Source organism: Bacillus sp. JUb11 (assembly GCF_024807925.1).
GTDB classification, from domain to species: Bacteria; Bacillota; Bacilli; order Bacillales; family Bacillaceae; genus Bacillus; species Bacillus altitudinis.
In genome coordinates this window covers 396,695-421,052 of record NZ_JANUEZ010000003.1, presented here as the reverse complement: position 1 = coordinate 421,052, position 24,358 = coordinate 396,695, and the positions used below count along the sequence as shown (strand labels likewise).

Genomic DNA, 24,358 nt, shown 5'->3' with positions numbered 1-24,358 from the left:
TTTTGATAAAATGTTAAATTCCGAGTGTTGCACCACCATCAATTGTGAGATTCTGCATCGTAATATGACTGGATTGCTCAGATGCAAAGAAGATGACTGCATCAGCAATCTGTTGAGGGTCAGCGATTTTTTGTAAAGGAATACCGGTTTTATACGTCTCTAACGAACCTTTAATCATCTGATCTGCTCCTTGCTCATCAGACCATAAAGCCCATTGCATAGGTGTTGCGGTAGAGCCGGGCGAGACGACGTTGCATCTAATGCCATAGGTAGCCAGCTCTAATCCAAGCGTTTTTGTAAAAGAAGTAGCTGCTGCTTTTGAAGCAGCATAGGCAGCCATATTCATTCTAGGAATGGCACCTGCGTTAGAACTGACAGTCACAATGACCCCTTCTGATCTTTTCATCATGTATTTGGAGACAGCTTGGGATATGTAAAAGAGACCATGTGTATTGACTGCGAAGGTTTGGTGCCAATCATCTGTACTAATCTGATCAATCGAACTAATCCGAAGAATGCCTGCTACATTGACCAGTAAATAAATGGGGCCAAGCTGCTTTTCAATTTGATCGACAATGTGCTGAACAGATGCTTGATCGGTAATGTCACCTGGATAGGCAAAGGCACGTATGCCTTTATCATTCAACTTCTGCACGGTGCTTTGCAGCTGATCTTCATTTGTGTCAACTGCTGCAATGATCGCACCTTCATCGGCTAGTCTCTTTGCGACTGCTTGTCCAATACCTTGTCCTGCGCCTGTAATAAGGGCAATTTTATGAGACAGACCACTCTGTTTCATGTGTTCACTACCTTTCTTTCAAGTCTGTAGTTGTTAAAGGATCTTGATGATAAAATGCAAAACGAAAAGCGTCATTCATCAGCACCGGTAAAACAGACGTATGTCCTTCTTCAGGAAATTCGTGATAGGTCGTATGCAAGCCATACGAGGATAAAGGCAGCATACGATTGGCTAGAGACTTTGCATGAGCATTCATTTGACATGGATGATGTTTTTCTAACTCACCTACACCTACAAGTAGCCTTACATCCATAGGCACTTGACGGATGCGGTTGGTAAATTGGTGTTCTTTTTCTAGAAATAATTCTTTGTTCCAGTGGATAGAAGGACTGCCCGCAATATATGTCTGATAAGCGTCAGGGTGCTCAAATAGTGTGTGTAATACAAAAAGCCCGCCAAGAGAATGGCCAAATAGTGTTTGACGACTCTGATTAATCGGAAAGCGCTGCTCAATGTATGGCTTAACCGTCTTTTCTAAAAAAGAAAAGAAAGCAGAGGCGCCGCCATATGTATGGATGGAGAAGTCCTTTCTTTTACCCTCAATGGAAACGTCAGGGCCGGTAAGAGTGAGATCATAATGCCTAAGCGGATGATAGGGCGCTTCTGTCTGATAGCCAATTCCAACAATAATAGCAGGTACGACACCTGTTTTTTCAGGTCTTCTTGACTGTAAACGTATAGCTTCGACCATTGTGCCAAAAAGTGAATTCCCATCAAGCACGTACATGACTGGAAAACCAGTTTCGGGAGGAGTGGTATTCGGTTTAAATATAAAAAGTCTGTATGGGTGTGTTGTGATATCTAGTTGCTCCGTCCCAGGTATAAAAAAAGGACGGCTTTCTCCAAAAAGTGAATCATCAGTACCCATTCCTTCAGTGCGTTTGGTCATATGTGAAAAATCCCCTTTCTCAAATTGACCTCATATGATGATAAAAGCAGGCTTGCGGATAGTGGATGAGTGTAGTAATAAAAATTTAAATGAAAATGATTCTCAATTATCACGCAAGCAAATCAAATGATAATGTTTATCAATTAGGAAGTCAAATGTTCATAAAGTGGTATAATCGATAATTTGATCTAAATATTCAGAAAATAAAGGACTAACTAACTACCAAATGATTGGAAATAGAGAATGCCGGATTGTGTCATTAAAACAGAGTAGAAATGCCAAAAAACCTTGACAATCTCAAAACATTTACCATTTTCTTCTGTTTGAATCATGATTAAATATAGGTTTTTCTTCTTGAAATAATTTTGAGAAAAATAAGTCTATAGACCTTCTTGTGTTTTTAGAAAAAAAGAGGTGGATTTTGGGGAAAGTTAGTGTTCTTAATTCACAACTTATTCAATATCATGCTTAAATTCATAGACAATTTTCTATGGAAGACAAGATCGCAGGGAATGTAGGTAGAATGAAACCCCCATTAGGAAAACTGAGGCTAAATCTGCTTGAAAATCAGCTCAAGCTGAAAAATACGTTTACAGTGGCGAAATATCATGAAGCGAAGCAATCATGACAAGCACTGTAGAGTGGTGAAATAACATATAGCATCAAAAATGAGGCAATAAAAAAAGTAAGGGATGTGCCCTTACTTGTTGATCAATTGGTGTATATATCTGTTAACATCATTCACTTAAAATCCATCTGTGACATCATATTCGTAACGGATATCGGCTTTGACATTGCTCATAGTAGATCTCGCCGTAGCTTTTGCGTTGTACTTAAAGCTCCATTTTTGAGCGACTCTTAATTGATCATCCAGAGATATACGATAAGAACCACTTGTTGCAGAGGAGAAAAGTGATTGATACCAAATGTTACTTTCACTATCCATTAATTTGTGTGTGACATTCCCTTGGTTAGGTGTTTGAGTGCTAGTTGTCGTAATCGATTTAACGATTGCACTTTTAGGAATAGAAGAATTATTCGTTAGATCCATTGTAATGACAGAAGAATCAACTCCTAAAAAATTTAAAGAAGAATTCCCCAAGTTTGTAGCCGTCCCCGTAAAATTGAATGTCCCATTTCCAGATTTAATACGATCTTCAATGGAAACAGTAAAATACATATTCCCTGTATATGTACCACGGGTCACTTTCACAAAATAAGTTTCTGAAGTTGAAGTCACGTCCCCAGTATTTGCAAAAATAAAGGGTGTGACTGAATCAGGATTAATGACTCTAGACCTCCCGTCGGAATTTTTCGAATTATACACCTCGATTTTCATCCCAGTATATTGCTTATTATACGAACTTCTGACATAAACTCTTTCACCTTTATTGATCGTAAACTGATAATACGCTTCATTTTCACCTTCAGGTAAGATTGTCGTGTCTGAACGACTATTTTTCCAATATCCCATTGAACTTGCAGTGTTAGGACTGTTATTCCCCGTAATTGCTGCTTCTGCTGACGTTGGTGCGAAAAAACTAGTAACAAGCGCCAATAATAATGCTGGTAATAATAAACGTTTAAAGATAGTATTTGTCATATATTAACCCTCCTTGTAATAATTACTATATCGACATTAAACTAACAAATTTTAACTGAAATGCCGATATATTTAATAATCACTATTTTCTTAAAAAAGGAGAATCAAAATGAATATTAATACGTCATACACAGCCAGTTCTTCGAACAATTTGAACCAAATAGACTCTAAAGGTCAATCAGCTATTAAAAGTACAAACGAAGTGATGACCGAATCTGATAGACGAATGAAAATATTAGATGAAAAATACGAAAAAATAAATGAACAAAATAAACGATTTAAAGATCCTCATGGTCATATATACGATAAGTATCGAAATCAACACTCCCCTTATTTCAGAAGTGATTTAACCAAATCGGAAAGAGAAGCGGCTTACTCTATTGAGATTGGTTGGGCTAATAATGGAACAGGAGGACATTATAATTCTAATGATGCCGCCTTCCGTAATGAGAAACGGTACGATCCTACCCAAGAAAGTGTAGAAAAGAAACTATTAAATCGTCAGAAGGTAAACGAACAACTGCAAGCTTTGTTTTCTACCAATGGTTTGAACATTCCTAAAAACGCCAATTTAACTTTTACCATTGATCCGAATCATTTTAAATTAGTGGTGAGTGGATCAACTGACGAGTCGCTGGTCAAACAAATAGAAGACATATTGAATACAAGCAACAATACAAGAGAACTATTTTTTCATATTATGAAAAGTAGAAATGATGATTCGACTCAATTCACGCCGGATTCACTTGCAAAGTTTCACCTTGTCAATCAAATCAAAACGGTAACAGGCTACAATTTAAAAGATTTAAGTATTGTAAACGGTCAATTTGTAACGGATACCGGAGCGAATATTTTTGATATCTACAAAGAAGAACTTCTGAAAAACCCATACACAGCTGAAAATGCCCGTATTGCTGCATCACATTATGGTGCACAGCTCTTTGATCTAGCCAAGAACGGGTATGATTCTATTCCTGATTTGGTGCTATCTATTGGGTATGAAAACGGGTCTTTATATGACATTGGACAAAAGGTGAATTACGGAGTTAAGAAAACGATAGATTAAAAAACGCACCTGATATTTTCAATTTTTGATCATGTGCGTGTTCATGCCATGTTGGAGTATCGATCACATGTGTGAACAACATCAGCTACAAATCCCATTAGCGATACAAAGGACTCTATAACAATTTATGTTACAGAGTCTTTTCTATTTGAAGTGTGTTGTTTCGCTGTTCAACAAAACATCGACATGGTAATTTTGACTATAGTTGATGTTTTTCACTTTTTTATTGATGAAAATGTTAAAATGATGAGTAGCGTATTTTTTTATGAAAGGACGGTGCTTGGCATGACGGAACTTCTCGATGACCGGCTGCCGCCGCAAAATATAGAAGCCGAGCAGGCCGTATTAGGTGCTGTTTTTTTAGAACCATCTGCGCTAACGCTCGCTTCTGAGGTATTAATTCCAGAGGATTTCTATAGAATGTCGCATCAAAAGATTTACAATGCGATGCTTGTACTTGGTGATAGAGGGGAACCGGTTGACCTTGTCACGGTGACATCAGAACTTGCCAATACAGACTTACTAGAAGAGGTAGGCGGGATTTCGTATTTAACAGATATTGCGAACTCTGTCCCAACTGCCGCAAACATTGAATATTATGCGAAAATCGTGGAAGAAAAATCCATTTTAAGACGTCTGATCCGTACAGCGACAACCATTGCACAGGATGGATATACGCGTGAGGATGAAGTAGAAGATCTATTGAGTGATGCTGAAAAAACCATTATGGAAGTGGCTCAGCGTAAAAACTCAGGAGCTTTCCAAAACATTAAAGACGTTCTTGTTCAGACATATGATAATATTGAACAGCTTCATAATCGAAAAGGTGATATCACTGGGATTCCAACGGGTTTCTCAGAGCTTGACCGGATGACAGCTGGCTTCCAGCGAAATGACCTGATTATTGTAGCGGCTCGTCCGTCCGTAGGGAAAACAGCCTTCGCGTTAAATATTGCACAAAACGTTGCGACCAAGACAGATGAAAGTGTCGCCATCTTTAGTTTAGAGATGGGCGCTGAGCAGCTGGTCATGCGTATGCTTTGTGCCGAGGGAAATATCAATGCACAAAACCTAAGAACCGGTAACCTCACAGAAGAGGACTGGGGTAAGCTGACAATGGCGATGGGTTCGCTATCAAACAGTGGGATTTTCATTGATGATACACCTGGCATTAGAGTCAGTGAAATTCGCTCGAAATGCCGCCGTTTGAAGCAAGAAAACGGGCTTGGCATGATCCTGATTGATTACTTACAGCTCATCCAAGGGAGTGGACGATCAAGCGATAACCGTCAGCAAGAGGTATCTGAAATTTCTAGGGCTTTAAAGTCACTAGCAAGAGAACTTGAAGTGCCGGTCATTGCCTTATCACAGCTTTCTCGTGGGGTAGAGCAGCGTCAGGACAAACGTCCGATGATGTCTGATATTCGTGAATCAGGAAGTATTGAGCAGGATGCCGATATTGTGGCGTTCCTTTATCGTGATGATTACTATGACAAAGAATCAGAGAATAAGAACATTATTGAAATTATTATTGCGAAACAGCGTAACGGTCCAGTTGGAACGGTATCACTGGCGTTCGTGAAAGAATATAACAAATTCGTCAACTTAGAAAGAAGATTTGACGATGCGGGTGTTCCGCCCGGTGCTTAAAGCCCAGCTCAAGAAGCTGGGCTTTTTTTGATTCATCTACATCGAAAGAATGACTGAAAAACAGTCGAAATGAGGAGGAGTGGGAGAAAAAGAGAGCGTATACTAAAGGGAGAGAAAAGGAGTGATGACTGATGAAGTTTCAACAATTCGAAGCCGCTCAATTACGCATCGCACGTCCGACCGTCAACATGAAAGAGGTTGTTTCTTTTTATGAAGAAGGTTTAGGGCTGAAACGAATAGGCTCATTTGATCAGCATGAAGGGTATGATGGGGTCATGCTTGGGCTTCCTCACCAGCATGTTCATCTGGAAATCACCAAACATGAAGAAGACGAAAGCTTGCCTGTTCCCCACCCAGAGCAACTACTTGTATTCTATATTCCGGATGAAGAAGAATTTCAGCAGATGAAAAAGAGACTGATCGCATTTGGCGGACGGCAAGTCACCTCTACAAACCCGTACTGGGATCGAGGAGGCGTGACGATTGAAGATCCAGATGGATATCGAGTGGTGCTCATGAATACAGAAGGAATTACACCTGATTAAGAAAGACTCCCATCTCGTGGAAGTCCCAGCGTGTAGACAAACCCTCGCATTCGGTGTCAGTCCTGCGTGCTGGTGCTCACGAATGATAAATTCGCTCCGCGCCAGTACTCGTCCTTCCTAGGGCTGCAAAGGTTTTCTATCACGCTGAAAAAGAAGACAAAGGGCTAAAATCAAGTTCATTTTAGCCCTTTGTCAATAATTTGAGACTCCCATCTCGTGGGAGTCCTTTTTGTTAGCAACGAGGCGTGACACGGAGCTTCAGTGCTTTTAGTCCATACATACCGCTGCTTGTCATTGGGACGTAAGAGAGAAGCTCTAGTGATTCATATCGTGACTGTATGGCTTTGATGGCAGTGCAGGCTTCCAGGCGAGCAAGTGGTGCGCCTAGGCAGAAATGAATGCCGTGGCCGAAGCCAATATGAGGGTTAGGGTGCCGATGTATATCGTACTCATGTGCGTTTGGAAATTGACGCTCATCCCGGTTCGCAGAAGCAAGAAAGACAATCACACTGTCTCCCTTTTTCAAGACTTTCCCTCCAAGTTCGGTGTCTTCTGTGACATACCGGACGATGGTAGGCGCAGGGGCACGAAAACGGACAGCCTCCTCCACAGCACGAGGAATGAGGTCAGGTGATTGAGCGAGCGCTTCATACGACCCCGGATTTTCTAACAAACTAAAGATCATATTGGAGATCAGGTTGGTGGTCGTTTCGTTGCCTGCTAACAGGAGCAGATTGCAGAAAGGAATTAATTCGTCTGCGGACAGCTTGTCTCCATTTTCCTCCGCTTGAATTAAAAGCGAAATCAAATCATCACTAAGGTTCTGCCGCTTCTCTTCAATGATGTCAGCAAAAAACGCCATCATGTCCGCTTCGCCTTGATCCCGTGTTTTCTGCCATTCAACGACATCTCTTTCTTCTTCACTTTTAGGCATGCTGACGAGAATATCGGACCATTCTTTAAAGGATTGTTTATGTTCTGTTGGCACACCTAAAAGCTCTGCAATGACAATCACAGGAAGCGGATAGGAGATGTCTTGAACAAGATCAATCTCTTCCTTACCTTCTATTTGTGCAATGAGATCATCCATTAACTCTTGAATGCGTGGTTCCCACAATTTCATCACCCGGTGTGTAAAGGCTTTGCTTACAATGGAGCGGATTCGTGTATGTTTTGGCGGGTCCATCATGACCATTGTTTTCATCAGTGAATGTTTCCGGTGGTCTTGAGGAGGTTGACTAGAAAAGGTATCTTTATCGATGGTGACGCGCTTTGCTTCTTCATAGGTGAAGACACTCCATGTTTGGCTGTGTTCATCAAAATGAACAGGGGATTCTTGACGCATTTTGGCGTACCAATCAAATGGGTGATACGGGTCCTGCTTATTTTTCCCTCTTAATAACGCTTTCTGAACGGCACTAGGTGTTGTTGTTTCCATGATCATCACTCCTTATGGGTTGTCAGATGATTCCTTTTTTTCACTGTGTTAGATTTAAAGGTAATTCATCAGGAGAAAGGATTCAACCAACAGAAAAGCGAAATCTGTTGAAGAAAATGGGAAGGGGAGAGCGGCTTGTGGCGGACTGCTACAGAGGGGATAAGCGCGCAACTGAATCAAAGCAACAATTAAGAAAAGCTTTATTTCAGTTATTAAAGGAGAAGGAATGGGGGAAGATTTCTGTACAAGATTTGACGAACAAGGCAGGAATCCATCGCACCACCTTCTATCAGCATTATGAGGATAAGTTTGACTTAGCTCAGCAGGTCATGGATGAGATGTTTGATGTCATGAAAACCGCTATTTTTGCTCCTGTACATGAAAGTGAGTGGAAGAGCGATCATGCAGCATATGTGTATATTTATCGCTTTTATCAGCATTTGCAGGAACATGAAGAGGAGTATCAGATTCTCTTGAAAAGGGGAAGAGAGCTTAATATTCATCAGACGGCCAGTGCTTTTTTTGAAGAAAGCTTTACTTTAGGGCTAGAAGAAGTCACAGGTTCACCACCTGATCCACAACACGTTCCTCTCGAGATGCAGAAGCAATTTGTCATTTCTGCTTATGTTGGAACAGCTGAGTGGTGGCTGAGAAAAGGTAGACCATATTCACCCGACTTTATGGCAAGTTCGATGATTCAATTGATTGAAAATCACTGAACAAACGGAAATGAGAAAAACAGTAATTTTGATCGAAATCTTCTTGTTTAAGCGTAGAATGAGCAATTAAAGCGCTTTTCCTCACATGTAAAACGAACAAAATTTGATTTCGAGATATTAATGTTCGGATTTCACGTTGACTTTTTCAGTGTGCATTGATAAAATAAATGTGTTTGAAAGAGATAACGTTTTGAAAGGTTAACGGAGGTGCACGATATGTCTTCAGTAGTCGTAGTAGGTACGCAGTGGGGTGACGAAGGGAAAGGGAAAATTACCGATTTCCTTTCAGAAAATGCAGAGGTGATTGCCCGTTATCAAGGGGGAAACAATGCAGGTCACACAATCAAATTTGATGGAGTGACTTACAAGCTACACCTCATTCCGTCCGGTATTTTTTACAAAGAGAAAACTTGTGTCATCGGTAATGGAATGGTGGTTGATCCTAAAGCGTTGGTCACTGAGCTTGCGTATCTTCACGAACGGAATGTGAGTACAGATAACCTCAGAATCAGCAATAGAGCCCATGTCATTCTGCCTTATCACTTAAAATTGGACGAGGTAGAAGAAGAGCGGAAAGGGGCTAACAAGATCGGTACGACGAAAAAAGGAATCGGACCAGCTTATATGGACAAAGCTGCCCGCGTCGGAATCCGTATCGCAGATTTATTAGATCGTGAAGTATTTGAAGAGAAGCTTGCCCGTAATCTAGAAGAGAAAAATCGTCTTTTAGAGAAAATGTACGACACAGAAGGCTTCAAAATTGAAGATATTTTAGATGAGTATTATGAATATGGTCAGCAAGTGAAAAAATATGTCGTGGACACATCTGTTGTATTGAACGATGCTCTAGATGAAGGCCGCCGTGTTCTTTTTGAAGGGGCACAAGGCGTTATGCTTGATATCGATCAAGGGACATATCCGTTCGTGACGTCATCTAACCCAGTGGCTGGAGGCGTGACGATTGGTTCTGGTGTAGGTCCTACGAAAATTCAACATGTGGTCGGCGTATCAAAAGCTTACACAACTCGTGTAGGTGATGGCCCATTCCCGACAGAACTCCATGATGAAATCGGCGATCAAATCCGTGAAGTTGGCCGTGAATACGGTACGACAACTGGCCGCCCGCGCCGTGTTGGCTGGTTTGACAGTGTTGTTGTCCGTCATGCACGCCGTGTGAGCGGAATTACAGATTTATCTCTTAACTCCATCGATGTACTGACAGGGATTGAGAAATTGAAAATCTGTGTTGCTTATAAATTGAACGGAGAAATCACTGAAGAATTCCCAGCAAGTCTAAATGAATTAGCGAAATGTGAACCTGTCTACGAAGAAATGCCAGGTTGGACAGAGGATATTACAGGCGTGAAGAATTTAAGTGAACTGCCTGCAAATGCCCGTCATTACTTAGAGCGCATTTCACAATTAACAGGTATTCCACTTTCTATTTTCTCAGTCGGACCAGACCGTTCCCAAACGAACGTTGTCCGCAGCGTGTACCGTCCATCATTATAGACTGATCAGACACCAGTAAAATCACACATTTTACTGGTGTCTTTTTTGTTTAAATATTCCTTAATTTCTACGGAACGCTCTTCCTGTCATTACCAAAATATGATAATTGTATAAAAGGGAAGGAGCGTTCTAGTGAAAGAAAGAATACGATTATTAGATATTTTACGAGGTTTTGCGATATTAGGTACATTGGGTACAAACGTCTGGTTTTTTGCATACGCAGGGGATACCTTTGCGACAGATCAGATTGCGGATGAATATGAAAATGGCAGTTTTCTTGAAAGTCTTGTCTCTATGTTCGTTTATGGCAAAATGCTATCGTTGCTTACGATCATGTTTGGTGTAGGGCTAGAGCTGAAATACCAGCAGGCGAAAAGAAAAAATACGACTTGGCCGGGTACATATTTATGGATTCTTTTATTCTTATTGATTGAAGGCTTTGTCCATTTTGCGCTTGTGATGGAATATGATGTGCTCATGAGTTACGCCGTCACGGGTTTGCTTGTGGCGTTTATTGTCCGTGGAGGAAGTCGGCGCATCAAAAAAGGCATGATTGTCTCGGGTGTCATTCATTTGTTGGTGACGGCTTTTCTCGTTGTATTTTCTTTCTCTGAATTGGAAAATGAATCCTATAACGAGAGCAGTGAACCAGCGTACGAAGAACAACTGCCGGAGACATGGATATCTCAAGTTCAAGACCGATTACAGCACTTTTTGATGTATCGAGAAGAAGCAATCTTTATTATCCCAATGAATACCTTTTTGTTTTTATTAGGTGTGCGGATGATGAGAGCCGGTGTATTTTATGCAAATGAGCGTGGGCAATCTCTGCGGAAAACATTGTTCCGAATGGGTTTGTGGATTGGACTGCCGCTGAATGCGCTCGTCTTCGTACCAAATGAAATAGTAGAATTCGTGGTGCGCTATGTGTTTTCGCCATTCCTCTCTATTTTCTATATTGCTGTCGTGGCGAAGCTTCTAGCACGCACGGAGTCATGGTTCATGTGGACTTGGTTTGAATATGTAGGGAAAATGGCGCTTAGCTGCTATATCCTGCAAAATGTCATCTGCTCGATCCTTTTTTACAGCTGGGGATTGGGTCTTGGCGGTCAAATCAATGCGCCCCTTATTGTCTTGGCATGGCTGTTGATTTCACTTCTGCAAATCGCGATTTCAGCCCTTTGCTTACACGTCTGGCGAATTGGGCCAATGGAGTATATCCGATCACGGGCACTTCGCCGTGTGACAATGAAGAAAGCATCTTAAAGGGGAATAGATACAATGTTTTTCAAAAAAACGACGAAAAGAGAACAAGCCAATGCACAAAAAGCAGCAGGATCGGCGTTTGTTTTTTATCTTCTAGCATTAGGAGGACATGCGTCTTACGCTTTTTTTCAAGGTGAGAGTACACCTGTGACTTTTGTGATTTTAATGACAGGTCTTCTTGTGTTTTTCACCGCAGATTGGCTATACAACAAAAAACATTCATAAAAAAGAAGCCCTCTGATGAGAGCTTCTTTTTTATTTTAGGCTTTTATATTGGCCTTTTAAATTTTTACGAATGTATTGAATGATTTTGCGCAGTTCGTTGGCATGCGGTCTGCCAAATGGACTTGTTTGTCTTTGCTGATAGAGGACTTGGCCTTTTTCATTTAATAAGAAATAGGCAGGTTCTCCGTGCACCCCGTGATCTTCATATGGGGCATCGTCCCCGTGATAGAAGACTTCATAGGCTTTCAATGATGTGAGGTCTTGGTCAGACATGATGGGGAAAGAAAGTCCCTCTTTGTCTGCAAATTCTTTCAAGTCTTCAGGGTTATCCGTTGAAATCGTCATTAAGTGAATATCCTTGTCTTGAAAATAGGATTGCTGTTTTTCCAGCTCTTTTAATTCCTCGACACATACTGGGCACCATGATCCTCTAAAGAAAACGATAAGGTGCCAGCTTTGATGCTCCTCTAAATGTTTGTAAAACTCAATGTGATCGCCCTGCACTGTTGGCAGTGAAAAATCGGGCATTTTATCTCCTAATTTAAATGAACTCATCCTATGCTTCCTCCTTTTTCAATCACCATGCTGTTTGTTTCTTGTATAACCAATATTGGTCAGAATCAAACGTTTCTGTGTGCTGGATTGGGCAGTAGCCATTAATTGAATGAAGGCGCTTTCGGATTTAGGCGATGTAACAGAAGATATCAAATCCGACACTTTTTTTAAAAAAATGTCGAAAAACGTATTGCCATATGTAATTACTCTATGATATTATAAATCTCGTTGTTGCAAAGGTCTCTGAAACTTGTTAAGATGCGATTTTCCAGCTTTTAAAGCGATTGGTTTGACGCAATACAGCTTCTTCAGATTCACTTTTCACAAACCGAGAGCCATTAGCTCAGTTGGTAGAGCATCTGACTTTTAATCAGAGGGTCGAAGGTTCGAGTCCTTCATGGCTCACCATGTTTTGGCCCGTTGGTCAAGCGGTTAAGACACCGCCCTTTCACGGCGGTAACACGGGTTCGAATCCCGTACGGGTCATTGATTTACTTTAGCGTTAAGCTAATTTTTCCTCACTTGCTTGAAGGAGCACCACGATTGCTTTTTCGGGCAAGTTACTGAGGTCCGGTAGTTCAGTTGGTTAGAATGCCTGCCTGTCACGCAGGAGGTCGCGGGTTCGAGTCCCGTCCGGACCGCCATTTATACATATTCATCTTTTGATGATGGCTCGGTAGCTCAGTTGGTAGAGCAACGGACTGAAAATCCGTGTGTCGGCGGTTCGATTCCGTCCCGAGCCACTTCCAAACGCATCTGCAATCGCAGGTGCGTTTTTATTATGAAAAGAAGGCATAAAAAGGGAGAAGCCGGACCTAGGTAGGGCCCGGCTCCATAAGAAGAAGACGTTACATGTATATAGACGTTTGGTGACTGGAAAAGTTTCAATAAAAAAGGAAAAAGTCATCAAATCTTTTGGGTGAAGTTCTTCTATCCAACGTTTACTAGCAAAGAAAGCCGTTATTATTTTTATCTTTGCCTCGTAAAACGTTATAATAGACAGTGAGCCTTTTTTTCGTAAATGAAAAAGGCGTAATGAGACATGCAAAATGGAATGACATAGATGCTAAAAATGCAGGAGGAAATCACAATGGAAAAAAAGATTCTTGTCGTAGATGATGAAAAGCCGATTGCGGATATATTGGAATTTAACTTAAGAAAAGAGGGCTACGAGGTTCATTGTGCGTATGATGGAAATGAGGCCCTTGAAATGGTAGAAGAAATTAAGCCAGACATTATTTTGCTCGACATTATGCTGCCGAACAAAGATGGCGTTGAAGTATGCCGTGAAGTGAGAAAGAAATATGACATGCCGATTATCATGCTGACAGCAAAAGACTCTGAAATCGATAAAGTCATTGGTCTTGAGCTTGGCGCAGACGATTATGTCACAAAGCCATTCAGTACACGCGAGCTGCTTGCACGTGTAAAAGCAAATTTAAGAAGACAGACGGCTGCTCCGCAATCAGAGGAAGAATCTGAATCAAATGATATCGAGATTGGTTCACTTGTGATCTACCCAGATGCGTATGTCGTGTCTAAGCGTGACGAAACGATTGAGTTAACGCATCGTGAGTTCGAATTGCTTCATTACTTAGCGAAACATATTGGACAAGTCATGACACGTGAACACTTACTACAAACGGTTTGGGGCTACGATTACTTCGGAGATGTCCGTACAGTAGACGTGACAGTCCGCCGTCTTCGTGAAAAAATTGAAGACAACCCTAGCCACCCGAGCTGGATCGTAACAAGACGAGGCGTCGGCTACTATTTAAGAAACCCAGAGCAGGACTAAGATTCTTATGAGTAAAGTAGGTTTTTTTCGCTCGATTCACTTTAAATTGACCTTGATTTATGTGCTGCTGATCATTGTCGCCATGCAGATTATTGGCGTGTACTTTGTGAAGCAGCTAGAGCAGTCCTTAATTAATTCCTATGATAATTCCTTGAATCAGCGAATCTACTCGTTATCGTATTACCTAGAACAAGATTCATCGAAAAGCAAGGCAGAATTAAAAGAGGATGCTCAAAAGATATTAAACGATTTTAACAACAAAGATGAGTCTAATGAAATTTCTGAAGTCAGCTATATTGACGAAAGCAGAGAGGTCATTGCCTCTGTGAATAATGGCAGTCAAGAGATTGCCGGGAAGAAAATCACAGATCAAATCATTAGCCGTATTTTCGCGGTTGGCAAAGACTACGAGAAAAAATTCTATGACCCAGAATCGAATAAACGAGTCCGCATATCAGCGACAGCCGTGAAAAATGAGAACCAAGAAACCGTTGGTGTCATTTATGTGGTCTCATCCATGGAAAGTGTTTTTAACCAAATGCGAACGATCAACACCATTTTGGCGACGGGTACACTCATCGCACTTGGGACGACCGCTCTACTTGGTATATTCATATTCAGAACCATTACACACCCAATTTCGGATATGAGAAAGCAAGCGATCGAGCTCGCCAAAGGGAACTTTTCCAGAAAGGTCCGAAAGTATGGACATGATGAGATTGGTCAGCTAGCGACGACATTTAACCATCTGACGAGAGAGCTGGAGGAAGCGCAGCTGATGACAGAGGGTGAGAGGAAAAAACTTTCTTCTGTTATCGCCTATATGACCGATGGCGTCATTGCCACGAATCAAAACGGGGCCATTATTCTATTAAACAGCCCGGCACTAGAGCTTTTGAATGTTTCACGTGAAACAGCTCTAGAGATGCCGATCACATCCTTGCTTGGCTTAGAAGAAACTCATACATTTGAAGATTTAGTCGAAAATCAAGACTCCATGCTGCTAGAAATTGAACGCGAAGATCAGCTGTCTGTTTTGCGTGTCAATTTCTCAGTGATTCAGAAAGAGCATGGGAAAATTGATGGTTTAATTGCAGTCATTTATGACGTAACCGAGCAGGAAAAAATTGATGCGGAACGTCGTGAATTCGTGGCGAACGTATCGCATGAGTTGCGCACACCGCTTACGACGATGCGAAGCTATCTTGAGGCACTCGCTGAAGGTGCGATTGGTGATAAAGAGCTTGCGCCAAGGTTCCTCAGTGTCACGCAAAATGAAACAGAGCGCATGATTAGACTTGTGAATGACCTGCTCCAGCTGTCTAAGTTCGACAGCAAGGATTATCAATTCAATCGTGAGTGGACGAATTTTATCAGGTTTATCTCGCTCGTCATTGATCGTTTTGAAATGACGAAGGAGCAGCATGTCGATTTCATCCGCAACCTGCCGCAGCGTGAAATATATGTGGAAATTGATCAAGATAAAATCACTCAGGTGCTCGATAATATCATTTCCAATGCTATGAAATACTCGCCAGAGGGTGGACACATTACGTTCACTGTCGATTTGGATGAGGAGCAAGGTCTTGTGTTATTCAGTGTCAAAGATGAAGGAATCGGTATTCCGAAGAAGGATATGGATAAAATCTTTGAACGTTTTTATCGAGTGGATAAGGCGAGAACAAGAAAGCTTGGCGGAACCGGCCTAGGCCTTGCGATTGCAAAAGAAATGGTTCAGGCTCATGGCGGAGATATTTGGGCTGACAGCATTGAAGGAAAAGGAACAACGGTAACCTTTACCCTTCCGTACAATGAAGAACAAGAGGATGATTGGGATGAAGCGTGAGACCTTTAAAACCATTATATTGACAATCCTAATTGCGATCAGTCTTGTGTTTACGTGGAATATTTGGATGTTCCAGCCCGTCATGCAGGATCAGGCGGATGCCGGCACACAGGTCGTGGAAACGAAGAAGATTTCAAGCGACGAGCCTCGGAGTCTCATTGATGTCGTGAAGCCGCGTGAGATGTTCATCCATTCCAATGGAGAGCATTTCAAAGTGGATCAAAAGGAACTCTTCCAAAACTTTTGGAATGATGTAAGCCTGTGGGATGTCAAAGAGATTGCTGATGTGTCGGACCAATATTCCGAGCAGAAATTTAAGAATTTCTTCTATGGACGCGAGGGGCAAGGCAAAACATTGGATCTTGTGTTCAATGATCCGATTCCGATTGATATTTTTCAAGCGCTGTTTAAATGGCCGAATAAATCCATTGAATACAACTCGTTTGACCGGATGATTGTGCCGTTCGCTCAACCGGATAAGGCCAATAAGAAAGTCTATTTGGTTTCATACAGCAAGGAATCGGTGCTTGAGCTAACGATTGAATCTGCCAACTATCGTAATTTGATGGATAGTATTGCAGCCGCTCAAAACGAGATGCCGCGCTATGATCTATATACTTTCTCTACAAATTCAAAACGAGATTTCCTGCTGCCGCAGAAGCAAAAGCAGCTTGAAGCGAAAATGTTCTTTATCGAAACGATTAAGACAAGCAAATTCAAGGACGCTTTGTTTACAGACCCAAGTCTAGTTGGGGAGGAGTCTAATTTAAACCGGACGGTATATACAGATGGAACGAGTCGTCTTGAAGCAAATCAAAAAGACCACCGCATCCAATATCAGCATCGTAATATCAATTCTAGTACCGTATTCCAAACGGGGGATTTGATCAAGCGAAGCGTGAAATATTTCAATGATACCGGAAGTTTTACCGATAATTATCAATACTTCGGCATTAACAGCAACCAACAGCTGTCCTTTAATATGTTTATGGATGGACTGCCGATCGTCAACAGCACAAAACATCCATTTGGTATGACATCACTTGAAGTACAATGGGCGAATGATGACATCTTGAGTTATAAGCGTCCAAACTACATTCTCGGCAACAAAGCGAGTCAGAGTGAACAGGTCAAACTGATGAATGGGACAGAGCTGAAAAACTTGATCATCAAGCAGACGAAGTATGATGATTTAGAGAAAATTGAACAGATTTTCCCTGCCTATCAAGCGACATCCACGGCATCAGATCAGGATCAAGCGATGTTTGTCTGGCTAGAGCCGGTATGGTGTATGAAATATAACGGAAAAACCGTCATTTTATCGAATGATTTGCTGACAGAGGGGAGCGAGAATCATGGAGTGGAATAAGACCAAAACGATCTTTATCCTAGCCTTTCTCGTTCTCGATATCTTTCTAGGTTTTCAATACTTTGAAAAGCGATCAACCGATCATTTTGCGATTATCGAAAAAACAGATACGCTGGAAGAAATGAAGGCAGACGGAATCAAATATGGCAATCTATCAGATGAAGCGAAGATTGGATACCGCATTACAGCTGAGAAAAAGCAATATACGAAAAAGGATGTCGACGGATTAGCTGATCAAAAGACGAAAAGCACATTCCCGAAAACCGAGAAAGATGATCCTGTCACCCTGCTTGAAATGACCTTCAATAAACCAGTCGCATTGCCGAAAAAAGATATGAAAACAGCAGCGACCAATCTTGTGAGCCAGCGTTTACTGGATGGCAAGAATTATAAGCTCTGGAGCATCGATGAAGAAACAGGTGAAATCGTCTTTTTCCAAACGTATAAAGGAAAATACATCTTCCAAGAAGGTCTTGATGACACCGAAACCATTGGGAAGATCACATTGGATGTGAACGATCAAAACGAGGTCGTCTCGTATCGGCAGTCGATGGTGACATCGATTAATGAAGTGAGAAAAGAAACCCTTGTCCCGGCGCTTGAAACGGTGAAGGACTTATATACACAAAATATGCTGAGCCAAAACACGACAGTGAAAAAAGTGGAGCTTGGCTACTACACGCAATACCCAGGTGCAAGCACTCAAGTGATGGTTCCTGTATGGCGAGTAGAGATTGAAGGCGTGGCAACTGGTTCAAAGAAAAAGACAGAAGAAGAATATTTGATCAATGCCATTGATGGCTCAACACTTGATCATATAGAGAAAGAAGACAAATCTTCATTGGAGTGAGAGAACATGAGCTTGCAGTTCAGTGTACTAGCGAGCGGAAGTACGGGGAACGCTTTTTATTTAGAAACCGATGAGCATGCTTTTTTAGTAGATGCAGGCTTAAGCGGCAAACAGATGGTGGAGCTGCTTGGTCAAATCGATCGCAAGCCGGAAGACTTGGACGGAATTTTTGTCACACACGAGCACTCAGATCATATTAAAGGACTCGGTGTGATGGCAAGAAAGTACAAGCTTCCTGTCTATGCAAATGCAAAAACATGGAAGGCGATGGAGTCACATATTGGGAAAGTGGATACGGAGCAGAAATTCCACTTTGATATGGAGACGGTTCAATCATTTGGCGGTCTCGATGTTGAATCATTTGGCGTATCACATGATGCGGCAGAGCCCATGTTTTACGTATTCCATTATGGCGGGCGTAAACTTGCCCTTATGACGGATACAGGCTATGTGAGTGACCGGATGAAAGGGATTATTAAATCAGCCAATACGTTCGTATTTGAGAGCAACCATGATGTCGGCATGCTGCAAATGGGACGCTACCCCTGGAGTATTAAACGCAGAATTTTGAGCGATGTCGGACACGTATCCAATGAAGATGCAGCTCTTGCTATGACAGACGTGATTGGAGACGCCACCTCACGCATTTATTTGGCCCACTTGAGTCAAGACAACAACATGAAGGACTTAGCCCGTATGGCGGTCCAGCAGACGCTTGAAATGAAGGGCTTTGTTGTAGGGGACGGCTTTGATTTATATGATACGGACCCGAAAAAAGCAACCCCGCTTTGCGCCGTATGATTTTTACAATCGTATGATTAAGATAAGAGCTTCTTACCAACACTATATACATCATCTATTCACTGAAAGGAAGGAAACATAGTGGATTATCGCGATGTAGAGTGGAAGCCGAGACGAAGCAGAAAAGGATATTTCCTATCTGGTCTGATCGGTGTATTGGTAGGAGCTTTTTTAATGGGATTCTTTTTCCCCTATGTGTCTGGACAAAGCGGCAGCCCCTTTGGCTGGCAATCAGCTGGAGATCAGCAGGCATCAGATGGCCCTTTAAAGACCGTCAATGTGAACGTGAATGATGCGGTCACAAAAGTGGTATCGAGTATGTCGGATACGGTTGTCGGCGTCATTAACATTCAAAAGTCGAGCTTTTGGGAAGAAGGCGGTGAAGCAGGCAGCGGGTCAGGTGTGATTTATAAAAAAAAGGGTGACACCTTTTATATTGTGACCAACCATCATGTCATCAAAGGCGCAAACCAGCTTGAAGTGAGCCTTCAGGACGGGACAAGGATCGGGGCAAATCTTGTCGGCAGTGATCAGCTTATGGATTTAGCGGTACTCACGGTCAAAAGTGATAAGATCAAAAAAACCGCCGCCTTCGGCAATTCAGACCATGTCAAACCAGGTGAGCCTGTCATCGCCATTGGAAATCCATTAGGCCTTGAATTTGCTGGCTCCGTCACACAAGGTGTGATTTCTGGAACGGAGCGTGCGATCCCTGTTGATTCTAATGGTGATGGACAGACGGATTGGAATGCGGAAGTTTTGCAAACGGATGCCGCCATTAATCCTGGGAACAGCGGCGGAGCCTTGATCAATATGGATGGCAAAGTGATCGGCATCAATTCAATGAAGATTGCTGAGTCAGAGGTGGAAGGGATTGGGCTGTCTATTCCTGCGAATCTGGTGATCCCTGTCATAGAGGATTTAGAGCGCTATGGAGAGGTGAAGCGTCCGTACCTTGGTGTTGGGATGAAATCACTAGCAGATATTGCGAGCTATCATTGGCAGGAAACGTTAAAACTGCCATCAAAGGTCACAACCGGAGTCGTCGTGATGAGTGTCGAGCCTTTGTCTCCAGCAGGGAAAGCAGGGTTAAAAGAGCTGGATGTCGTGACGTCGTTTGACGGCAAGGAAGTACAAAATATCGTCGATCTGCGTAAATATCTTTATCAAAAGAAAGTAGGCGACAAGGTAAAGGTGCACTTTTACCGAAGCGGAAAGAAAAAATCAGTCGAGATCAAACTCTCCCAAACCGATCGGTTCGGTGGCTAGCCAGTTCCTATAAGGGACTGGCTTTTTTTACATGCCCGGCATATGATAAAGAAAAGGGGGAGATACGATTGATCACATTACTACCAATGTCGCAAACAGATTATGACGTCTTGATAGAGAAGGACATTAAGCGGTACGCAGAAGAAAAGGTACACGCAGGGACATGGAATCAGGAAGAAGCGCAAAAGAATGCAGAGGAACAATTTGACCGGCTGCTTCCTGAAGGACTTCAGACAGAAGATCATGAGTTGTGGACCTTCATGCATGGAGACGAAGCCATTGGATGGGTATGGCTTTGCTATGATCCAGATCATCCCCAGCATGAAGGCTTTATTTATAATTTTATTTTGTTTGAAGCGTATCGAGGAAAAGGGTTGGCAAAACAGGCCATGGCGGCATTAGAAGAGCAGGCAAAGTCATTAGGTGTGAAGAAACTATCGCTGCATGTCTTTGCCCATAATCAAATCGCCCGCTCACTTTATGAGAAAACGGGATTTGCTGAGACTGGGATTTACATGAGTAAACCTTTATAAAAAAAGAGAAGTACCGTGCAGAGAGCGTACGGTACTTTTTTATGTGGACATCATGGCATCTTGCGCCGTGACTCGGTATAGGTCGACTTTGCATTTCACAAACGCACGGATGATGGCTGGGACTTGAGCTTCTGAACGAATCAACAATGAGGTCTCGTCATCTCTGATCACAAGGTCTGTTCCCACACTTTGTAAGTACTGCGTGAGAACAGGCTTCACCTCATCATCAATCCATGCATGCTTGAAGGTGGCACGTATGGTTGAGGACGTGATGGTTTTCTCTTGAGGATGAGTACTTGAGGACACGATTTTTCCTTCAGATATGAAAGCTGTTTTGGTACAAATAGGCTGGGTGAACCTTGGCTCGTCTGCTGTTAAAAAGACAGTTTTTCCTTCAAATTTTAACGATTCAATCACCCGCTGGATATGTAAGATAGAATCTGCATCAATATCCGCAAAAGGCTCATCAAGTAAAATAAAGTCAGGCCGATGAGCGATGGCCTGAGCCATTCCGAGCCGCTTCTTCATCCCAGGTGTAAAGGCACCGACTTTCTCTTGATGATAACGATGTAAGCCAACAAATTCGAGTAATTCTTCATAATAGCTCGTTTTCTGGCGAGTACCCGTAATTTTCGATAAATAGGCAATATGCTCAATAGCAGTCAGCCCTTCATATAAATCTGTATATTCAGGCAGAACACCGATATGATGACGTACTTTTTTTAACGACGTCATGTTCATCATGATAAACGTGCCAGAGGTGGGGCGGGAGATCCCTGTAATGATATTAAAGAAGGTTGTCTTACCAGCACCCTTCGGTCCAATGAGGCCGAAGATATCCCCTTGATGGATATCAAGATCAATATGATCTATTGCGACTTTTGTCCGATATTTTTTTGTCAGCCCTTTTGTGTGAAGCACTTAGACATCCCTCCTCTGAAACAGTAGTGCAGTTCCAACGAGTAAGACAACAGTCAATGCGGCATTCATCAGCACATAGGTCAGCGGTTCACTCCAGCGCGCATAATAATAAGGCGTCACGTATTGGAACCAGTGAATCAACCGTTCTGAAGAAAGAACAGACATCATGCTCATGATCGGAAATAGAAAGGAAAACAACATGCCAACAAACATCGATTTCTGTGGTGTTGGAAAGAGCATGGATAAAAACAAAGCACAGGAGATGCCGACACTGATAAACGTTAATATTTTTAAGGCATCAGAGAACAGAAAACGATGTGAAATCACCATATTTAATATATATGTGGTCATAATGCAACTGAGCCAAAACAGCATCAGCCCAAGATATTTCCCGATGACAATGTTTAAACGGGTCGTTTTGCTGACGAGAAAACGAATGGTTTTCAAATGAATTTCGCGGCTCAAAATATCATGAGATAATAAAAAAATAAGGAAGAAACCAAATAAAGAAATTACTAGTTCATTCCCAATGGAATAAGGGTCTTTTGCCTGTTCCCACTTCCCTTGATAAGCAGCTATAAATGGAAGACTTGATACAAAAGTAGATAAAATGAAAATAATAACAATAGTTAAGATGGATTTTGTGCTTTTGAAGAGCTGCTTAAATTCATTCATACAGATGGTCCACACACACTGTACCTCCCTTCATCTTTATTATACCGCTAGAAAAGAAAGACACCATATCTCGCTCTTTAACATTTGCTTAAATTTTATAAAAAAGAAGACTCTTCCAGAACAGTTAACTCATTTTTAAAAATGTTCAGAAAAATATCTTGATTTATCAAAAAACATCATGTATGATAGCTTTAATTCAAGATAGTTAAACAGGCAATGACGAGAGAAAGTACAATCATCAATTTTTCCACAGAGAGCTTCGGCAGCTGAAAAGAAGCAAAAATAATGATTCGAAAAATGGTCTCTGAGCCTCGTGCTGAACATATCCATGATATTAGTAGGTGACGACGAGAGTTGGTACTCGTTATCAAAACCACAGTATATGAGCCAAATTGGAGCTTTGTACTTGTAGAGGCTGTTTAGCGCGAGCAAACAGTAAATAAAGGTGGTACCACGAGACAAATACCTCGTCCTTATGATTCATAGATAAGGATGGGGTATTTTTTATTGTCCACTTTTTTCATACAAATGTTCAAATGTTCCACGTGAAACACCACAACCATTTTTTCAAATGAAAGGGAGATTAACATGAGTGAACATGCATTGGTTTTACAATCAGATTTCGGTATTGATGATGGAGCGGTCAGCGCAATGTACGGCGTAGCCAATACAGTGAGCAACGGCATCCGCATTTTTGATTTAACTCACAACATTCCCCAATATGACATTTGGGAAGCGTCTTATCGCTTGCTTCAGACGGTTACATATTGGCCGGAAGAAACGGTATTTGTCTCCGTTGTTGATCCAGGCGTTGGATCAGAGCGAAAGAGCCTTGTCGTCAAAACAACAAGCTCACACTACATCATCACACCTGATAATGGGACACTTACGCATGTCGCACAGGATATTGGCATCGTGGAGGCTCGGTATTTAGATGAAACCATCAACCGTCTGCCGAAGTCAGGAAAATCACATACATTCCATGGTAGAGACATTTACGCCTATACAGGCGCGAGAATTGCTTCAGGTGTGATTTCTTTTGAAGAGGTCGGGCCAAAGGCGAATATAGAGGACATTATTCACCTTCCAGTCGTACAAGCTTATGCGGAAGAAGAAGTGATCACAGGGACGATTGATATTTTAGATGTGCGGTTCGGAAACCTATGGACAAACATTCATCATACGTTATTCGAACAGCTTTCAATCAATTATGGGGATGCAATAGAAGTTACCATTGCCAACGGGCCAAAAAATGTGTATAAAAATATCATGACCTATGGACGATCTTTTGCCGATTTAAAGGTAGGCGAACCACTCGTATATGTCAATTCACTCGATCATTTAGGCGTGGCGATCAATCAAGGGTCATTTGCAAAGGCTTATAACATCGGTACAGGCACAGGCTGGCGCCTTTCGATTCGCAAAGCTCCGCGCATTATATATGAATAAGAGGAGGAAACATCATGGCAGGTAAACAACTTTCAACGAAAACTGTCGTTGCCATCGGAATTGGCGCAGCCGTCTTTGTCATTTTAGGACGCTTCGTCTCCATTCCAACTGGGATTCCGAATACACAAATTGAAACATCGTACGCGTTCCTTGCGTTAATGGCCGTGCTATTTGGTCCTGTTGCAGGCGCATTGATTGGATTTATTGGTCATCTCATTAAAGATGCCACCACATTTGGACCTTGGTGGAGCTGGATTATCGTTTCGGGTGTTGTTGGTTTATTGATCGGCCTCATTTCGAACCGTTTAAAAGTAGAAGAGGGCGACTTTGGCTGGAAAAAAATCACGCTCTTCAACGCCGTCCAAGCTGGCGCACAAGCATTAGGCTGGTTTGTCATTGCGCCGGTACTCGACATTGTGATCTATGCAGAACCTGCAAATAAAGTGTTTGTTCAAGGCATCGTAGCAGGAATCTCAAACATCATCACAGTCGGTGTACTAGGCACCATCATCATTGCGGCTTATGCGAAAACAAGAAGCAAAAGCGGCAGTCTATCGAAAGAAACATCATGAAGCAAGGT

General features: G+C 42.0%; 23 protein-coding genes, 4 tRNA genes and 1 other annotated feature. Of the genes, 20 read left to right on the top strand and 7 right to left on the bottom strand.

What is annotated here, in order from left to right:
• Positions 1 to 13: 13 nt before the first annotated feature.
• From M2369_RS08150 to M2369_RS08140, 3 genes are all read right to left on the bottom strand, one after another.
• A complete protein-coding gene (locus M2369_RS08150) occupies positions 14 to 799 on the bottom strand; it encodes a 2,3-dihydro-2,3-dihydroxybenzoate dehydrogenase (protein WP_041508079.1) in 786 nt (261 codons plus the stop codon).
• A 7-nt stretch (positions 800 to 806) separates the two neighbouring features.
• Entirely contained in the window at positions 807 to 1,688 is an 882-nt protein-coding gene (locus M2369_RS08145; protein ID WP_041508078.1) for an alpha/beta hydrolase, read from the bottom strand.
• A 745-nt stretch (positions 1,689 to 2,433) separates the two neighbouring features.
• Positions 2,434 to 3,291, bottom strand: a complete 858-nt coding sequence (locus M2369_RS08140) for a hypothetical protein (RefSeq protein ID WP_039168997.1) — start codon at positions 3,289 to 3,291, stop codon at positions 2,434 to 2,436.
• A gap of 109 nt (positions 3,292 to 3,400) precedes the next feature.
• On the opposite strand from M2369_RS08140, the gene M2369_RS08135 reads away from it, so the two are divergent.
• From M2369_RS08135 to M2369_RS08125, 3 genes are all read left to right on the top strand, one after another.
• The gene (locus M2369_RS08135) at positions 3,401 to 4,357 is read left to right on the top strand and encodes a DUF4885 family protein (protein ID WP_041508077.1); all 957 of its coding nucleotides are present in this window, start codon (positions 3,401 to 3,403) and stop codon (positions 4,355 to 4,357) included.
• Positions 4,358 to 4,642: 285 nt separating this feature from the next.
• Positions 4,643 to 6,007: a replicative DNA helicase gene (dnaB, locus tag M2369_RS08130; protein ID WP_003214779.1), complete on the top strand. Its 1,365-nt coding sequence runs from the start codon at positions 4,643 to 4,645 to the stop codon at positions 6,005 to 6,007.
• A 131-nt stretch (positions 6,008 to 6,138) separates the two neighbouring features.
• Positions 6,139 to 6,552 (top strand): VOC family protein, encoded by a 414-nt coding sequence (locus M2369_RS08125; protein ID WP_178929678.1) that lies wholly within the window; start codon positions 6,139 to 6,141, stop codon positions 6,550 to 6,552.
• A 232-nt stretch (positions 6,553 to 6,784) separates the two neighbouring features.
• Here the strand turns inward: M2369_RS08125 and M2369_RS08120 are convergent, their stop codons facing one another.
• Entirely contained in the window at positions 6,785 to 7,990 is a 1,206-nt protein-coding gene (locus M2369_RS08120; RefSeq protein ID WP_259253948.1) for a cytochrome P450, read from the bottom strand.
• 137 nt (positions 7,991 to 8,127) lie between these two features.
• Here M2369_RS08120 and M2369_RS08115 point away from each other — a divergent pair, with 137 nt between their 5' ends.
• From M2369_RS08115 to M2369_RS08100, 4 genes are all read left to right on the top strand, one after another.
• Entirely contained in the window at positions 8,128 to 8,709 is a 582-nt protein-coding gene (locus tag M2369_RS08115) for a TetR/AcrR family transcriptional regulator (RefSeq protein WP_282746253.1), read from the top strand.
• Positions 8,710 to 8,925: 216 nt separating this feature from the next.
• Positions 8,926 to 10,221, top strand: a complete 1,296-nt coding sequence (locus tag M2369_RS08110) for an adenylosuccinate synthase (protein WP_007497400.1) — start codon at positions 8,926 to 8,928, stop codon at positions 10,219 to 10,221.
• A gap of 132 nt (positions 10,222 to 10,353) precedes the next feature.
• Positions 10,354 to 11,487 (top strand): DUF418 domain-containing protein, encoded by a 1,134-nt coding sequence (locus M2369_RS08105; protein ID WP_259253947.1) that lies wholly within the window; start codon positions 10,354 to 10,356, stop codon positions 11,485 to 11,487.
• 15 nt (positions 11,488 to 11,502) lie between these two features.
• A complete protein-coding gene (locus tag M2369_RS08100) occupies positions 11,503 to 11,712 on the top strand; it encodes a hypothetical protein (RefSeq protein WP_024718463.1) in 210 nt (69 codons plus the stop codon).
• A 30-nt stretch (positions 11,713 to 11,742) separates the two neighbouring features.
• On the opposite strand, the gene M2369_RS08095 is transcribed toward M2369_RS08100, so the two are convergent.
• Complete coding sequence (locus tag M2369_RS08095) at positions 11,743 to 12,267, bottom strand: peroxiredoxin family protein (RefSeq protein ID WP_041092094.1); 525 nt, start codon at positions 12,265 to 12,267, stop codon at positions 11,743 to 11,745.
• Positions 12,268 to 12,599: 332 nt separating this feature from the next.
• On the opposite strand from M2369_RS08095, the gene M2369_RS08090 reads away from it, so the two are divergent.
• The 11 genes from M2369_RS08090 to M2369_RS08040 all read left to right on the top strand — a co-directional run bounded on the left by M2369_RS08090 (position 12,600) and on the right by M2369_RS08040 (position 20,733).
• Positions 12,600 to 12,675 (top strand) — tRNA-Lys (locus M2369_RS08090).
• Between the two features lie 6 nt (positions 12,676 to 12,681).
• Positions 12,682 to 12,753 (top strand) — tRNA-Glu (locus M2369_RS08085).
• Positions 12,754 to 12,834: 81 nt separating this feature from the next.
• A tRNA-Asp gene (locus M2369_RS08080) sits at positions 12,835 to 12,911 on the top strand.
• A gap of 26 nt (positions 12,912 to 12,937) precedes the next feature.
• Positions 12,938 to 13,010: transfer RNA gene (locus M2369_RS08075), tRNA-Phe, on the top strand.
• Between the two features lie 347 nt (positions 13,011 to 13,357).
• Positions 13,358 to 14,065, top strand: a complete 708-nt coding sequence (gene yycF / locus M2369_RS08070; RefSeq protein ID WP_017359978.1) for a response regulator YycF — start codon at positions 13,358 to 13,360, stop codon at positions 14,063 to 14,065.
• Between the two features lie 7 nt (positions 14,066 to 14,072).
• Complete coding sequence (gene walK, locus M2369_RS08065; RefSeq protein WP_007497390.1) at positions 14,073 to 15,911, top strand: cell wall metabolism sensor histidine kinase WalK; 1,839 nt, start codon at positions 14,073 to 14,075, stop codon at positions 15,909 to 15,911.
• Positions 15,901 to 17,280 carry a two-component system activity regulator YycH gene (gene yycH / locus M2369_RS08060; protein WP_024718466.1) on the top strand — a complete coding sequence of 460 codons (1,380 nt, stop codon included), beginning with the start codon at positions 15,901 to 15,903 and terminating at the stop codon, positions 17,278 to 17,280. The genes walK and yycH overlap by 11 nt, the downstream gene beginning before the upstream one ends.
• Positions 17,267 to 18,130, top strand: coding sequence for a two-component system regulatory protein YycI (locus tag M2369_RS08055; protein WP_024718467.1), 864 nt, complete (start codon positions 17,267 to 17,269; stop codon positions 18,128 to 18,130). Before yycH ends, M2369_RS08055 begins: the two co-directional genes overlap by 14 nt.
• Before the next feature lie 6 nt (positions 18,131 to 18,136).
• Positions 18,137 to 18,931 carry an MBL fold metallo-hydrolase gene (locus M2369_RS08050; protein WP_007497388.1) on the top strand — a complete coding sequence of 265 codons (795 nt, stop codon included), beginning with the start codon at positions 18,137 to 18,139 and terminating at the stop codon, positions 18,929 to 18,931.
• An 81-nt stretch (positions 18,932 to 19,012) separates the two neighbouring features.
• The gene (locus M2369_RS08045) at positions 19,013 to 20,200 is read left to right on the top strand and encodes a S1C family serine protease (protein WP_259253946.1); all 1,188 of its coding nucleotides are present in this window, start codon (positions 19,013 to 19,015) and stop codon (positions 20,198 to 20,200) included.
• Positions 20,201 to 20,268: 68 nt separating this feature from the next.
• Positions 20,269 to 20,733, top strand: coding sequence for a GNAT family N-acetyltransferase (locus M2369_RS08040; protein ID WP_259253945.1), 465 nt, complete (start codon positions 20,269 to 20,271; stop codon positions 20,731 to 20,733).
• Positions 20,734 to 20,772: 39 nt separating this feature from the next.
• Here the strand turns inward: M2369_RS08040 and M2369_RS08035 are convergent, their stop codons facing one another.
• Complete coding sequence (locus tag M2369_RS08035) at positions 20,773 to 21,654, bottom strand: ABC transporter ATP-binding protein (RefSeq protein ID WP_017359972.1); 882 nt, start codon at positions 21,652 to 21,654, stop codon at positions 20,773 to 20,775.
• Positions 21,655 to 22,344, bottom strand: coding sequence for an ABC transporter permease (locus M2369_RS08030; RefSeq protein ID WP_008347476.1), 690 nt, complete (start codon positions 22,342 to 22,344; stop codon positions 21,655 to 21,657).
• 192 nt (positions 22,345 to 22,536) lie between these two features.
• Positions 22,537 to 22,807 (top strand) — a binding site (T-box leader).
• 110 nt (positions 22,808 to 22,917) lie between these two features.
• Between M2369_RS08030 and M2369_RS08025 the strand changes: the two genes are divergently transcribed.
• Positions 22,918 to 23,778 carry an SAM hydrolase/SAM-dependent halogenase family protein gene (locus M2369_RS08025; protein WP_041508072.1) on the top strand — a complete coding sequence of 287 codons (861 nt, stop codon included), beginning with the start codon at positions 22,918 to 22,920 and terminating at the stop codon, positions 23,776 to 23,778.
• Between the two features lie 14 nt (positions 23,779 to 23,792).
• Positions 23,793 to 24,350 (top strand): ECF-type riboflavin transporter substrate-binding protein, encoded by a 558-nt coding sequence (locus M2369_RS08020; protein ID WP_041508071.1) that lies wholly within the window; start codon positions 23,793 to 23,795, stop codon positions 24,348 to 24,350.
• Positions 24,351 to 24,358: the final 8 nt, after the last annotated feature.

Coding starts and splice junctions, on each gene's coding strand:
- M2369_RS08150 (WP_041508079.1), bottom strand. CDS start 799: ATGAAACAGAGTGGTCTGTCTCATAAAATTGCCCTTATTACAGGCGCA.
- M2369_RS08145 (WP_041508078.1), bottom strand. CDS start 1,688: ATGACCAAACGCACTGAAGGAATGGGTACTGATGATTCACTTTTTGGA.
- M2369_RS08140 (WP_039168997.1), bottom strand. CDS start 3,291: ATGACAAATACTATCTTTAAACGTTTATTATTACCAGCATTATTATTG.
- M2369_RS08135 (WP_041508077.1), top strand. CDS start 3,401: ATGAATATTAATACGTCATACACAGCCAGTTCTTCGAACAATTTGAAC.
- dnaB (WP_003214779.1), top strand. CDS start 4,643: ATGACGGAACTTCTCGATGACCGGCTGCCGCCGCAAAATATAGAAGCC.
- M2369_RS08125 (WP_178929678.1), top strand. CDS start 6,139: ATGAAGTTTCAACAATTCGAAGCCGCTCAATTACGCATCGCACGTCCG.
- M2369_RS08120 (WP_259253948.1), bottom strand. CDS start 7,990: ATGGAAACAACAACACCTAGTGCCGTTCAGAAAGCGTTATTAAGAGGG.
- M2369_RS08110 (WP_007497400.1), top strand. CDS start 8,926: ATGTCTTCAGTAGTCGTAGTAGGTACGCAGTGGGGTGACGAAGGGAAA.
- M2369_RS08100 (WP_024718463.1), top strand. CDS start 11,503: ATGTTTTTCAAAAAAACGACGAAAAGAGAACAAGCCAATGCACAAAAA.
- M2369_RS08095 (WP_041092094.1), bottom strand. CDS start 12,267: ATGAGTTCATTTAAATTAGGAGATAAAATGCCCGATTTTTCACTGCCA.
- yycF (WP_017359978.1), top strand. CDS start 13,358: ATGGAAAAAAAGATTCTTGTCGTAGATGATGAAAAGCCGATTGCGGAT.
- walK (WP_007497390.1), top strand. CDS start 14,073: ATGAGTAAAGTAGGTTTTTTTCGCTCGATTCACTTTAAATTGACCTTG.
- yycH (WP_024718466.1), top strand. CDS start 15,901: ATGAAGCGTGAGACCTTTAAAACCATTATATTGACAATCCTAATTGCG.
- M2369_RS08055 (WP_024718467.1), top strand. CDS start 17,267: ATGGAGTGGAATAAGACCAAAACGATCTTTATCCTAGCCTTTCTCGTT.
- M2369_RS08050 (WP_007497388.1), top strand. CDS start 18,137: ATGAGCTTGCAGTTCAGTGTACTAGCGAGCGGAAGTACGGGGAACGCT.
- M2369_RS08025 (WP_041508072.1), top strand. CDS start 22,918: ATGAGTGAACATGCATTGGTTTTACAATCAGATTTCGGTATTGATGAT.
- M2369_RS08020 (WP_041508071.1), top strand. CDS start 23,793: ATGGCAGGTAAACAACTTTCAACGAAAACTGTCGTTGCCATCGGAATT.